The following is a 12,959-nucleotide window of genomic DNA, read 5'->3' on the forward strand; positions in this document are numbered from 1 at the left end:
GGCTTGAGGTCAGCGCCACGTCCAGCTGAGGAGGGCGGAGAGGGCCCGGATGCCGGCTTCGCCCACGTCATCGCGCTCGGCCACGAGCGCGCGGACGGTGCGGTCGGACCACGCGGCCAGGTCTGTCGCGTCGTCGCCGGGGGTGATGGCATCCATCCGTTCGATCAGGCCCTCGACGCGCGTGCGCAGGGCTCGGTCGGGGACGGCCTCGGGATGCCGACCGGGGACGGCGGAGCCGTCGGCCCAGATGTAGGCGGTGAGGGCGGTGTCGAAGGTCATGGGTCCTTGCGAGAGGTCTAGAACGGGGAGGTTTGCGGTACCACGAAGGGCCAGCGCCAGGTGAGGGCGTCCAGCGCGTCATCGGAAAGACGCGGCATGATCAGCCCGAGACGTGCCCGGACCCGACCGAGAAGCCCATCGTCGGCGGGCGCGACCTCGTGGAACACGAGCAACGCGGACCCACGGACGATAGCGGCCAGTACCGGCTCGAGGGCTCGAAACTCCTTCGGGAATCGAGCCTCCGCACGGGTGACGTCGTCGATCGGTTCCGGCGTCACGCCCCACCCGGTGAAGAGCACGATCGCCTCATTCAGCTGCGCATCGTCGACCGCCGGCGAGGACGTTATTCGCTGCTCGGGGAAACGCGCCTGCGCGTCAACGGCCGTAGCGGGGTTGTTGAACCTGCTGTTGCCGGTCCACCAGGTCTGGCAGTAGTCGCAGCGGTAGAGGAAATCGTCCGGTGACGTCGCGATGAGGAAGGTGGGCTGAGCCTCGCGCATCGCCAGGTCGAGGCACGCGGGGCACCCGAGGGGTCTCGATTCCACGGAGCCACGTCCGTGGGAGAAGAACGGGCGCATCATGACCGCCTTGCCGTGCGTGCGGGCAACTTCAACTCGCCGTCCCTTCGTTGGCGGACTTCCACTCGCGGAGTCGCTGCTCCATCCGCGCACGCTGTCGGTCGCCGCTCGCTAGCGCCTCCCGTTCGTCCGCGGCGGAGGAGGAGGGCGTTTCGCCCAGTCCACGCCCCGGCGCACGCCTCTTGCTCATCCGCGAATCGCATGTCCTGGCCGGTTGCATCCAGGACAGGGCGTGCGATGGTTCGGAGGTCGCCACGCATGACAGTCACCGTGCCATCGGGGTGCTGCACGAGGCAGGGAACCGTGGGAATGGGGCGTCCGTCGCGCGCCGTCGAGACGATGTAGGGAACCGTCTCGGGTCCGACTCTCTCCCGGATGCGTGACTGCAGATGCTCGTAATCCATGACCCTCGCTCTGGCGGGTTCGGCGGGACCAGGCGCCCGCCGCGTGACGACGATGCCCGGAAGCATGCTGTCTGCTTTTTCTGGAATGCTCGGCCGACGCCTGCAGTCACCCTCCGCCTGGCGACGGCGCAGGTTGTCCATGGCGGCTTGAGATTTCGCTCGATCCTCAGCGAACAGCCCGGGAGCTATTTCGTCGAAATCCTCCGTCGTCACCGTCCCAGAACGCTCCGCAGTTTCGCGTCGAAGTCGCGAGTGATGCGGTCGGACTCCGCCTTCTCTGCAGGAGCGAGGTGCACCCCCGGGCGGTGACTCTGCCGCACCTGGTCGAGGATGAAGGCACACGCCTCGGACTCCGAAGAAAATCGTGAGAGTTCCGACCACTGTCCTCGATCGTGCACACCCACGATGAACGAGGACGGCCCGTCCTCCCGGAAGATCAGATCTCCCCTCACGGGGTCGCCATCGCCTACTCGTGGGTGCTGGGGACTTGAGACGGGAGCGGAGCCAAATTCTCCACGGAGTACATCACACAGGTCCTTTAAGGCGAGGTCTTGCATGCTCACGTGTGGGCGCTCCATCGTCTTTCTGCTCGCGTCACGCATCGTCGAGAAAGAAGAGAGCCTCGACGAACTTGCCACGCGTGGTGATGGGAACGTCCGGAGACTCCAGTCCGCTCTGGAGCATCTGCTGCACTTGCTCGACGAGCGCATCGAGCGTCGGGGGGAGAGACGCCGACGGATCCTGCTCGGCGAGTTGCTCGATGATCATGACCGGGCGGCCGTCCGGGAGCGAGGTTCGGGCCACCTCGAGGAGGACGACCTCGGGCGGGAGGACGATCTCCTGCTCGGCGGGGTTGGCCGAGAATGCAGTAATGTCGCGTCCCGTTCGACTGACGATGGCGGCAACGGCTGGCGTCGAAAAGTTTTCCGTCGCAATTCGCGGGTCCTTGCTCGTGGCGGTTAGGCCGCGTGTCCAGCGCGCAGGCTTGAGGGCAGGAATACCGGGTAGGCCATGAAAAACGACACCCGTGTGTGCGGGTAACCGCTCAAGCGCGCGAAGGAATGCAAGAGCAGCTTCAGCAGCGTCAACCATGCGCCGATTCTTCCGACTCGTCGCTTCCTACAGGTTCGGCGGGACCGGGAGCCGGTCGCGTCACGACGATGCCCGGAAGCATGCTGTCGGCCTTTTCTGGGATACTCGGCCGAATCCTGTAGTCATTTTCCGCCTGGCGGCGGCGAAGGTTGTCCATGGCGGCTTGAGATTTTACTCGATCTTCGGCCGACAGTCCTGGGGCAATCTCGTCGTAATCCATCACGGCACCTCCCGCATGTAAATCTGAATTTGGCCATTCGTCTCACTGCGACGGATTACCTCAAAGCTCGTTCCGGGCTTGAAGAGAACTTCATTCTCCTCGCCCGCAAATTGGCTGAGATGCTGAACGCTCTTGCCGTGTACCGATTCAATCTCATACTGCACCTGTCCAGCGAATGCGCGATCTATATCTGCGCTGGTGAAAGACTTATTCGTCACGATCTGGCCGGGCTGATACGCATCGATATATGTCGCCCCGGGATCCAGCCTTTCTCCTCGTAGGACGACACCGTGATGGTCGGGGAGTCGATCCAACGCTCTGACTGCGCCTTCAATCGTATTTTTCAGTTCTGGTGTCATCGGAATCTGTCCACGCAATGCCTTGTTGATATCCACATAGAGTGGCCCCGTGTAGTCTCGCAGCGCTTGCTCGTCAGCCGCGATTTGCTCAGGAGTGGCTTCGTCGAGGCGCGACGAAGTCTCCGTGTCGTCATCACCGCGACGCGCGGATGCGCCATCTGCATTGTTGCCACCGTGGGGTGGCGCGTCGTCCGCATGCGAGCCTGGGTTGCGAGACTCCGCGCTATCACGGAGATGAGGCGTTGGTGCCTCTGTAGCGCGGCGTGGGACGCGGCGGAACATTTCCTCTCCCCGGCTCATCAGCGCCCGCAGCTCGCTCAGCAGGTCGCCGAGCTTGCCGCACGAGCGCAGCAGGCCGGTGAGTTTGCCGCTAATCTTGGCGGTCCAGCTCGCGACGCGGGAGGAGACCTGGGAGATGATCCAGGGGGTGGCGATGCCGACGGTGACGACGGCTTCGGTGGCCCACGAGATGGCGGATCCGACGAGCTGGGAGAGGATGTCGCGGACGAGGTCGTGGACGACCTGGACGATGGTCGAGGCGATCTGCAGGCCAGTGGCCATGGCCCCGGCCCACTGGCCCGAGGCGCGGATGTGGGCGGCGGCGTCGGTCTGGAAGCGGCGGTAGGCCTCGATGGCTTCGCCGGCCATGTCGTCGAGGTCGGTGACGACGCGGTCGAGGTAGTCAGCCGTGCTGTCGAGCTGGGTCTGGACGTTGGTCCACGTCTGCGAGAACCCGGCGACGGCGCCGGCGTCACCGGTCAGGTCGTTGAACCAGCCCTTGATGGGCTCGAAGTGGTCGATCAGCCAGCCGAGGCCGGCGGCGATGAGCGATCCGAGGGGGTCGATGGCGGTGGCGACGGTGTCGACGACCGTGCTGAACGCCGCAAGGCCCCCTTCGACCCAGTTGCCGGATTCGATGGCGTGGGCGAGCTGCGTCCCCGAGTCGAGGAGTCCCGCCCCGCTGAGGGGCGTCGCGGTGTCGACGGGACCTGCGACGAGGGCGTTGCTCACAGACCCGTCTCCAACGCGCGGATCGATTCGAGGACCTTCTGCTCGTACGCGTCCATATCGCTTCCGACGCCGACGATCTCGGTGGCGGAGCGGCGCACCATGTCTTCGGCGGCTCCGATCAGGGAACGGGCGGCGTCGGCCACCATCGTCGCGGGCGGCACGAGGAACGAACACAACACCCCGAACGCCTCGGCGTTCAACCCTCCGGAGGACCCGGCGTCACGGGCGACGGAGATGTCGGATGCCACGGCATTGAGCCGCGAGGCGTGCGAGCCGATCAGTTCGGAGTCGACGGCGATACGGTCGGCCACGCGCGTCAGACCCGGAAGCCCAGGGGCTGCGACGGCGGCTCACGATCGAGCTCACCCGCGAGATGACCGACGATCGGAGAATCCGCGCCGAACGCGACCCGCGTGATCTCCAACGCCTGCTCACCCGCCAACACCTGAGCGCGCCCCGCAGTCTCGACGATCAGCCGCTCCAACGCGTCAGAACGCAGTTCGTAAGCGGCGTCGGCGAGACGGATGCCAGCCAGGCGCCCCGCCGCATCGACGGTCACCGTGACCTCGCGGCGGGGCGACGTCGCCGATGCGCGAACAGCGTCGATGTCCGCCTGCACCTGCTGCGCTTGGGCGGCCCGCACCTGAGCCTCGGCCACCTGCTGCTCGATGCGGGCGATGGCCGCCTCGGCTTCACGAGAGGAGAAGAGGTCTGTCACTCGGGTGATGGTAGTCCCCGACCCCATGACCTGGGTCAAAGATGTGAGAACTTTCATTTTCGCGCCGTTCGTGCTGGCGCCGCCGGGGGAGGCGTCTCACCGACGGCGAGCACTCCGGATCGGGTGGAAGACTGAACGAATGCTTCCTCCCCAGCCCCGTGTCGTCGTGCTCGCCGGTGGAGTCGGGGGGTCGAAGTTCACCCTCGGCGTCCGCGCCGCCCTCCGCCGTCTGGGTGCCCCCGAGGCCACGGTGATCGTCAACACGGGCGACGACCTGTGGCTCTCGGGCGTGCGGCTGCAGCCCGACGTCGACTCGATCACGTACGCCCTTGCAGGGGTGAACGACACCGAGCGCGGCTGGGGTCGGGCAGGCGACACCGAGCGCGTCAACGAAGAACTCCAGGCGTGGGGCGCGGGCTGGCCGTGGTTCACGCTCGGCGACCTCGACCTGGGCACCCACCTCGCTCGCACGGGGTGGTTGCGCGATGGACTCACCCCGACCCAGGTGCTCGAACGCATGGCGCAGCGGTGGCCGCTCGGCATCCGGATGCTCCCCATGACCGACAGCGAGGTCGACACCCACGTGCTGCTCGAGGACGGCGGGCGTCTGCACTTCCAGGAGTGGTGGACGCGCCATCGCGCGAAGCTCACGCCTCGCGCCTTCGAGAACCCCGGGGTCGCGGATGCCGTGCCCGCCCCGGGCGTCGCCGAGGCGATCGCGGGGGCCGATGTCGTCCTGATCGCGCCGTCGAACCCGGTCGTGTCGATCGGTCCGATCCTGTCGGTTCCCGGTATTCGGGATGCCGTGCGGAAGACGTCGGCGAAGGTCGTCGGTGTCTCGCCGATCATCGGTGGGCGGGTCGTGCGGGGCATGGCCGACGTGTGCCTGACCGCGATCGGGGTCGAGACCTCCGCCGCGGCCGTGGCTCGGCACTACGGCGCGCGGTCCGCGGGCGGTGTGCTCGATGCCTGGCTGCTGGCGGAGGAAGATGCGGCCGCGGCTACGGACGTTGAGATCGCCGGGCTCCGCGCGGTGGTCGCCCCGCTGTGGATGCGCGACGAGGAGACCTCCGCGGCGATTGCCGAGGTGGCGCTGCGCGCGTAGGGGGCGCGGGCTCTCAGGTCGGCGCGAAGCTCGCATCCTGGCATCCGGAATCTGCGAGAAACGTGCGTTTCTGCGACATTCGCGCCGCGGCGCGGGGTCGTGCAGCGCGGCGGCACCGGTGGCCGCGGAGGCCGGAACCCTCAGGCCGCAGCCGCAGCCAGCACCGCCGACGTCCGCGGACCCACGCCCAGCGCCACGGCCTCGGACAGCTGGGCGGCGGTGTCGACGTCGCGGTGCAGCGTCGAGTCTCGAGCGACGCCTAGGTCGGTGCAGCCGAGGAGGCGGTGGCGCGCGGCGGAATCGGGGCCGAAGGCCGAGACCCACACGGCTCCGGCGCGAGCGGTGATGAGCGTGGAGCCGGTGCCCTCGGCATCCGGGACCAGACCTCGCTCGACGGATGCCGCGAGCTCGAGCGCGGCGTCGAGATCGGCGGGGCGCAGGGCGGGGACATCGCCCAGCAGCGCGGCGCGCGGGGTGCCGACACCCGCGGCGGCCGCGCCCCGGGCGATCGCGGCGTCGAGTCCGCGGGTGTCTCCTTCGGGGACGACCTCGACGGTGCGCGAGCGCCGGAACTCGGCGCGGACGCCCTCGTCGTCGGTGACCACGATGACACGCGACACCAGATCGGCCGCGGCCGCGGCGGCGATGGTGTCGAGCGCGATGGCGCGCGCGAGCGTCTCATGGTCGGTGCCGACGTCGGTGAGACGCGTCTTGCCGACCGCCGCGGGCTTCACCGGCACGATGATGGTCCAGCCGGACGTGTCAGGGGTGCTCATCGGTTCTATTGTGTGCCGGGCATCGGACATTCCCGTGCGGGGGTGGCGGGGAGCCGCGAAACGTGCAGGCGGCGCGGCGAGATGACCGGACCTCGCCGAGATGACCCGGGATCAGAGCCAACCGCGGGTCATGTCGACGAAGGCGCGTGATCTGGCCGCGCCGGGCGTCGGGCCCGACGCGTGCAGCCCCGCCCGGCCTCAGGCGAAGCGCTTGCGCAGGCGCGGCAGGATCTCGTCGCCGTACATGCGCAGGAACTCCTCCTGGTCGTGGCCGGGGTCGTGGAACACGAGGTGGCGGAAGCCGAGGTCGACGTACCGCGCGATGCGTTCGACGTGCTCGTCGGGATCGGTCGAGACGATGAAGCGCGAGGCCGCTCGCTCGATCGGCAGCTCGTTCGCGAGGCGCTGCATCTCGATCGGGTCGTGCACGCTCATCTTCTCTTCGGCGGTGAGCGCGAGGGGAGCCCAGAAGCGGGTCTTCTCCATCGCGGTGTCGTGGTCGGGGTGGTACGACACCTTCACCTCCATGAGGGTGTCGACGTCATCGCGCGAGCGACCGGCCTTCGACAGCCCGTCGTCGAGGGCGGGCAGCAGCTTCTCGGTGTACAGCTCGGGGTGCTTGCCGCTCGTGGTGATGTACCCCTCGGCGATGCGTCCGGCCAGGCGCGTGGCCGCGGGGCCCGACGCGCCGATGTAGATCGGCACCTTCTGCTCGGGGCGGTCGTAGATCGTGGCGTCTTTGACCGAGTAGTAGGTGCCCTCGTAGGTGACGCGCTCGCCGGCCCACAGCTCGTTGATGATCGTGATGGCCTCCTTCAGCCGCTGGAAGCGCTCGGGCGGTTCGGGCCACTCCAGCCCGAGGGTGACCTCGTTGAGGGCCTCGCCGGTACCGACGCCGAGAACGACGCGACCCGGGTACATCACGCCGAGGGTCGCGAACACCTGAGCGATGACGCCCGGGTGGTAGCGGAAGGTCGGGGTGAGCACGCTGGTGCCGATGATGACGCGTTCGGTGCGCGCGCCCAGGGCGCCCAGCCAGGGGAGGGCGTTGGGAGCGTGGCCGCCGTCGTGCATCCACGGCTGCAGGTGGTCGGAGAGGAAGACCGAGTCGAAGCCGACCTCCTCGGCCAGGACGCCGAAGTCCAGCAACTCGTTGGGCCCGAACTGCTCGCTCGAGGCCTTGTAGCCGAATCTCAGGGGAACGCTCATCTGTGACTCCTCCAGTGTCAGCTGCGCACGGGGCTGTGCGCGGGTTCGAACTCCGACCCGTCGGCGCCGGCGAGGCGCTCGCGGAACGCTTGCACGGTGCCCGGCCACAGCAGGGTGAGCCGGCCCGAGCGCGCGTCGACGTACCAGTTGCGGCATCCGCCGGTCATCCAGGGAGTGGATGCCGCGGCGGCGTCGATCTCTGCGGTGTAGGCCGCTTCGGCCTCGGGGCGCACGCGCAGCACCCGCTGGGGGCGGCGGTCGCGCTCGGCGAGGGCGCGCACGACGTAGGCGGCCTGCTCTTCGGCCATGAGCACGGCCGAGTTGTGGCCGAGGCTCGCGTTGGGGCCGTTGAGCACGAAGAGATTGGGGAAGCCGGCGACGACGGTCGAACCGAACGAGGTCATGCCCGCCGACCAGTGCTCGGCGAGGGTCTCGTCCTCGCCGCGGACGAGGTCGGCGTAGGGCTGCTCTGCCGAGGCGAATCCGGTCGCGAGCACGAGCACGTCGGCCTCGTACGTCTCACCGCTCGCGGCGGTGAGTGTCGACCCATCGACGCGCGCGAGGGCCGTCGGCTCGAGGGTCACGGCGTCCGACGCCACCGCGGGATAGAACGCGTCGGAGAGCAGCACGCGCTTGCAGCCGAAGGCGTAGTCGGGGGTGAGCGCGGAGCGCAGCGCGGGGTCGGCGACCTGCGCGTGCAGGTGCGCAAGGGCCGTGTCACGGGCGGTGGCGGATGCCGCGGCGTCACCCGAACGCGACGCGAAACGCTGCTCGCCCTCGGCGTAGAGCTCCGCCCGCAGGCGCGCGAGGGCCCCGGGGCTGTCGGCGAGACGTTCGCGCTCGGCGACGGGGATGTCACCGCCGCCGCGGGGGACGATCCACGCCGGGGTGCGCTGGAAGAGCGTGACGTGCGCGGCGCGGCGCGCGAGCTCGGGCACGAGCTGCACGGCGCTCGCCCCGGTGCCGACGACGGCGACACGCGTGCCGGTGAGGTCGACGTCGTGGTTCCACCGCGCGGAGTGGAACAGCGGCCCCGCGAACGACTCGAGTCCGGTGATTGTGGGGACGAACGGCTCGGTCAGGCGCCCGCACGCGAGCACGAGCGAGCGGGCGAGGAGCTCTTCGGCTCCGGTGTCGATGCGCCACACCGACGTCTCGGCGTCCCACGCGGCGCCCAGCATCGGGGTGCCCAGCCGCAGCTTGTCGCCGAGCTCTTCGCGAGCGGCGACGTCGCGGAGGTAGTCCTGGATCTCGCCGCCTGGAGCGAAGGTGCGCGACCAGCCCGCGTTGGGGTGCGCGGCGAGGCTGTAGAGGTGTGCGGGCACGTCGCACGCGACGCCGGGGTAGGTGTTGTCGCGCCACGTGCCGCCGACGTCGGCCGCGCGTTCGAGCACGATCACGTCGTCGCGTCCCGCGCGGCGCAGCGCCCCGATCATCGCGAGACCGGCGAACCCGGCCCCGACCACGACGGTGTCGACGACCCTCACGCGCGGGCTCCCTCGGCGGTGCGCGGCGCCACCCGGTAGTCGGTCGTCCGCAGGCGGAACGGCCGCATGAGGCTGCGGGCGATGCGCTCGGCCGCAGCGACCGGCAGCTCGAGCCCCTGCTCGATGCCCGTGTCGGGCAGCACGCGGCCGTCGTAGAGGGTGCCGCCGAGGTCGTCTCCGCCCGAGCGCAGCAGCACGGCCGCGGTCTCGCGTCCGACGCGGGTCCACGGGATCTGTACGTGCGAGATGCTCCCCGACAGGGCGAGGCGCGACACGGCGACCATCGCGCGGTGTTCGTCGAGCGCGCTGCGCCCCTCGACCAGCGCGACGTCGCCGCCGGGCAGGGGGATCGGCACGAACTCCGCGAAGCCGCGAGTCTCGGCCTGAATCTCGCGCAGGCGTCGCAGGTGCGCGATGCGCTCCTCGGCGGTCTCGACGTGGCCGTAGAACAGCACCGAGGTCGAGCGGAACCCGGCGCGGTGCGCCGCGGCGATGCCCTCGACCCAGCGATCGATCTCGAGGTCGCCGGGCGCGACGAGGGCGCGCACGCGCTCGCTGAGGATCTTCACGCCCGTGCCCGGGACGGTGTCGACCCCGGCCTCACGCATCGCGGCGAGGGCGCCGTCGAGTCCGAGCCCCCCGCGCTCGACGAGGTCGCGCACGTCGAGCGGACGGTACGCGTGCACGTGAATGCCGGGAGCTGCGCGCTTCGCCGCCCGCACGAGGTCGAGGTAGCCCGAGGGGTCTTCGTCGGATCGGAGCGCGCCCTGGATGCAGATCTCGGTCGCGCCGAGCGCGGCGGCATCCTCGGCGATCTGCTCCGCATCGTCGAGGTCGAACTCTCCGGCGCCCGCCCGACCCGTGCGACGGAAGCCGGTCGAGGTGAGGTTGCGGTTCTGCACGAGGGTGATCGGCTCGCCGACCGTGTAGCGGCGGGCGTCGTCCGCCGCGGCGGTGAGGGCGTCGAGCTCGGCACCGGTGGCGCGAAGCAGCCGGACCCAGTCGTCGTCGCCGAGGTCGAGAGGGGCGGATGCCGCCCGCTCGGCCAGCCGCTTCACGCCCGGGTCGACGGCACTCGCGGCGGGCACCGTCACCGGGGCGAGCGCTGCAGCGGGCTTCACGTCGGCCGCGAGTCCCGCGGCATCCGCCAATGCCCGAACAGGAGCGTGCAGCGCCGGGTCGATCCAGCGCTCGGCGTCGCCCACGAACTCGGGGTGCGCGGTGAGGCGCTCGCGGAGGACGTATCCCCGCTCCGCGGTCTGGGCCGCGAGGTCGTCGATCTGCGGCCACGGACGCTCGGGGTTCACGTGATCAACGGTGAGGGGCGAGACGCCGCCCCAATCGTCGATACCCGCGTCGATCAGCAGGCTCAGCTCGCGCGGGTCGGAGAGGTTCGGCGGCACCTGGATGCGCATGTCGGCGCCGAACACGAGTCGCGCGACGGCGACGGTGGCGAGGTATTCGTGCATATCGGCATCCGGTGCGCCCTGCATCGCGGTGCGGGGCTTCGCGCGGAAGTTCTGCACGATGACCTCTTGCACGTGGCCGTGGCGGTCGTCGATCTCGCGCAGAGCGACGAGCGACTCGGCGCGGTCGCGCACCGTCTCGCCGATACCCACGAGAATGCCGGTCGTGAACGGGATGCTGGCAGCCCCGGCGTCGTCGATGACCTTGAGGCGCAGAGCCGGGTCCTTGTCGGGCGAGCCGAAGTGCACCTGCCCGGGCTCTTCGTACAGGCGCCGGGACGTGGTCTCCAGCATCATGCCCATCGACGGCGAGACCGGCCGCAGCGCGGCGAGTTCGTCGGGGTGCATGACGCCGGGATTGGCGTGCACGAGCATGCCGGTCTCGGCGGTGATGAGCCGGGCGACATGGGCGACGTAGTCGATGGTGGAGGCGAATCCATGCTCGTCGAGCCACGCGCGGGCCTCGGGCCAGCGCTCTTCGGGCCGGTCGCCGAGGGTCAGCAGAGCTTCTTTGCAGCCCATCGCCTGGCCCTGCCGCACGACCGTGAGCACCTGCTCGGGGCTCATGTACGCGGGCTTGCGCAGCAGGGCGAGCTGGCCGGGGGTGTCGACGAAGATGCAGTAGTGGCACCGGTCGCGGCACAGGGTCGTCAGCGGCACGAAGACCTTGCGCGAGTAGGTGAGGACGCTCGGTCGGCCCGCGCGGTCCAGTCCCTCGTCGCGCAGCGCCGCCGCGACGCGGAACAGCGCGGGCAAGGGGGCGTGGAGAAGCGCCTCGGTCTCATCGACGTCGGGGCGGTGACCCCCCGAGATCGCCGCGAGGAGATCGTCGATCGAGGTGCCTCGGGCCGGTGCGACTCGCGGCGCAACGCTGCCCGTGCTCATTCGTCCAGGCTATCCCCCGGCTCCGACATCCGGGCCGTGGTCGCGCACAGCGGGTGATCGTTGCGGTCCTGTGAGGTGAGGCACCGGTGCGTGCCGCCGGACGCTGGCAGGATGGAAGCCATGGTGACCCTGCTGCTCGATTCGACGCAGCTCGAGGTCGTGCTCTCGCCGACCGAGCGTGCGCTGTCCTTCCGCAAGAGCAACATCGTCGTCCCGCGTGAGCACATCGAACGGGTGCAGCTCACCGACGACGCGTGGACCTGGATCCGCGGCGTGCCGAACCCCGGGATCAACCTGCCCGTCGCCGTCGGCGCGGGCACGTGGAAGTCGGCCGGGGGCAACGACTTCGTCATCATCCGCGGCCGTAAGCCCAGCGTCGTCGTCGACCTCCGAGGTCATGCCGAGTTCGAGCGACTCGTGCTGACGACCAAGCACGGGGTCGCGTTGCTCAAGGCGCTGCGGCTCGACGTGGCATCCGAGCCCGAGAACGTCGCCGACATCGTGAGCTGACGAGCGCCGTCTACGACGTGAACTGCACCACCGTGTCCCACGCGAGCTTCACGATCAGGATCGACAGCGTCACGAGGAACACGATCCGCACGAAGCCGCTGCCGCGTCGCGTCGCCATGTGAGCCCCGATGAAGCCGCCGGTGATGTTCATCGCGGCCATCGCGAGCCCGAGCACGAGCAGGATCTCGCCGTGCACTCCGTACACCGCGAGCGCGGCGAGGTTCGTGGTGAGGTTGGCGATCTTGGCGTTGACGCTCGCCTGCAGAAAGCCGTAGCCGAGCACGCTCACGATGAGGATCACGAAGAACGAGCCGGTTCCCGGACCCAGGATGCCGTCGTAGAACCCGACCGCGAGACCGATCGCCGCCGCACGCCAGGCGATGGCCGTCGCCTTGTCGTGCCGGGGCTCGTGGTGCAGGCCCATCTGCGGCTTGAAGAGCGTGTAGAGCGCGACGGCGATCACCGCGACGAGCACGATCGGGGTCAGCACCTCTCGAGGGACGAACCGCGAGAGTGCGGCGCCGACCGTGGAGCCCGCGTACGCCCCCGCCACGAGCGGGATCAGCAGCACGAGCTGCACCCTGATCTTGCGCAGGTAGACCCAACTGGCCGAGAGCGTGCCGAAGAACGACGACAGCTTGTTCGTTCCGAGGATGAACGGGGTCGCGACGTCTTTCGGGACGCCGATCACGAGGGCGGGGAGCTGGATGAGCCCACCCCCGCCGACGACGGCGTCGACCCAGCCGGCGACACCCGCGGCGATCAACAGCAGCACGAGCGCGGCCACCGAAACGGGGAGCCACTCGGCGATCACCGGTCCATCGAGCACGGTTGATTCTCACCGAACCGAGACGGGCCGA

At 69.5% G+C, this 12,959-nt stretch carries 14 protein-coding genes; 2 read left to right on the forward strand and 12 right to left on the reverse strand.

Annotation, left to right across the window (positions count from 1 at the left end; translation table 11 throughout):
- Positions 1–9 precede the first annotated feature (9 nt).
- The 7 genes from F9B98_RS07680 to F9B98_RS07710 all read right to left on the reverse strand — a co-directional run bounded on the left by F9B98_RS07680 (position 10) and on the right by F9B98_RS07710 (position 4,661).
- A complete protein-coding gene (locus F9B98_RS07680; RefSeq protein WP_150955136.1) occupies positions 10–279 on the reverse strand; it encodes a hypothetical protein in 270 nt (89 codons plus the stop codon).
- 17 nt (positions 280–296) lie between these two features.
- A complete protein-coding gene (locus F9B98_RS07685; protein ID WP_150955139.1) occupies positions 297–860 on the reverse strand; it encodes a hypothetical protein in 564 nt (187 codons plus the stop codon).
- A gap of 995 nt (positions 861–1,855) precedes the next feature.
- The gene (locus F9B98_RS07690) at positions 1,856–2,353 is read right to left on the reverse strand and encodes a hypothetical protein (RefSeq protein ID WP_150955142.1); all 498 of its coding nucleotides are present in this window, start codon (positions 2,351–2,353) and stop codon (positions 1,856–1,858) included.
- Positions 2,346–2,573 (reverse strand): hypothetical protein, encoded by a 228-nt coding sequence (locus F9B98_RS07695; RefSeq protein ID WP_150955145.1) that lies wholly within the window; start codon positions 2,571–2,573, stop codon positions 2,346–2,348. Before F9B98_RS07695 ends, F9B98_RS07690 begins: the two co-directional genes overlap by 8 nt.
- On the reverse strand, positions 2,573–3,943 hold the full coding sequence (locus tag F9B98_RS07700) for an ADP-ribosyltransferase domain-containing protein (protein ID WP_150955148.1): 1,371 nt from the start codon (positions 3,941–3,943) through the stop codon (positions 2,573–2,575). Before F9B98_RS07700 ends, F9B98_RS07695 begins: the two co-directional genes overlap by 1 nt.
- Complete coding sequence (locus F9B98_RS07705) at positions 3,940–4,254, reverse strand: hypothetical protein (RefSeq protein ID WP_150955152.1); 315 nt, start codon at positions 4,252–4,254, stop codon at positions 3,940–3,942. The genes F9B98_RS07700 and F9B98_RS07705 overlap by 4 nt, the downstream gene beginning before the upstream one ends.
- Positions 4,255–4,259: 5 nt before the next feature.
- Positions 4,260–4,661, reverse strand: a complete 402-nt coding sequence (locus F9B98_RS07710) for a YbaB/EbfC family nucleoid-associated protein (protein ID WP_191966712.1) — start codon at positions 4,659–4,661, stop codon at positions 4,260–4,262.
- Positions 4,662–4,800: 139 nt separating this feature from the next.
- On the opposite strand from F9B98_RS07710, the gene cofD reads away from it, so the two are divergent.
- On the forward strand, positions 4,801–5,766 hold the full coding sequence (gene cofD / locus F9B98_RS07715; RefSeq protein WP_150955158.1) for a 2-phospho-L-lactate transferase: 966 nt from the start codon (positions 4,801–4,803) through the stop codon (positions 5,764–5,766).
- A 140-nt stretch (positions 5,767–5,906) separates the two neighbouring features.
- Here the strand turns inward: cofD and cofC are convergent, their stop codons facing one another.
- The 4 genes from cofC to cofG form a co-directional block, all read right to left on the reverse strand.
- On the reverse strand, positions 5,907–6,542 hold the full coding sequence (cofC, locus tag F9B98_RS07720) for a 2-phospho-L-lactate guanylyltransferase (protein ID WP_150955160.1): 636 nt from the start codon (positions 6,540–6,542) through the stop codon (positions 5,907–5,909).
- Positions 6,543–6,740: 198 nt separating this feature from the next.
- A complete protein-coding gene (gene fgd / locus F9B98_RS07725) occupies positions 6,741–7,751 on the reverse strand; it encodes a glucose-6-phosphate dehydrogenase (coenzyme-F420) (RefSeq protein ID WP_150955163.1) in 1,011 nt (336 codons plus the stop codon).
- A 17-nt stretch (positions 7,752–7,768) separates the two neighbouring features.
- Complete coding sequence (locus F9B98_RS07730; protein WP_150955166.1) at positions 7,769–9,238, reverse strand: flavin-containing monooxygenase; 1,470 nt, start codon at positions 9,236–9,238, stop codon at positions 7,769–7,771.
- Complete coding sequence (gene cofG / locus F9B98_RS07735; protein ID WP_150955170.1) at positions 9,235–11,589, reverse strand: 7,8-didemethyl-8-hydroxy-5-deazariboflavin synthase CofG; 2,355 nt, start codon at positions 11,587–11,589, stop codon at positions 9,235–9,237. Before cofG ends, F9B98_RS07730 begins: the two co-directional genes overlap by 4 nt.
- Before the next feature lie 120 nt (positions 11,590–11,709).
- Between cofG and F9B98_RS07740 the strand changes: the two genes are divergently transcribed.
- Entirely contained in the window at positions 11,710–12,099 is a 390-nt protein-coding gene (locus tag F9B98_RS07740; RefSeq protein ID WP_150955173.1) for a hypothetical protein, read from the forward strand.
- A gap of 10 nt (positions 12,100–12,109) precedes the next feature.
- Here the strand turns inward: F9B98_RS07740 and F9B98_RS07745 are convergent, their stop codons facing one another.
- Entirely contained in the window at positions 12,110–12,928 is an 819-nt protein-coding gene (locus tag F9B98_RS07745; protein ID WP_150955176.1) for a sulfite exporter TauE/SafE family protein, read from the reverse strand.
- Positions 12,929–12,959 lie beyond the last annotated feature (31 nt).

It is taken from the genome of Microbacterium testaceum StLB037 (assembly GCF_008763945.1).
GTDB classification, from domain to species: Bacteria; Actinomycetota; Actinomycetes; order Actinomycetales; family Microbacteriaceae; genus Microbacterium; species Microbacterium testaceum_G.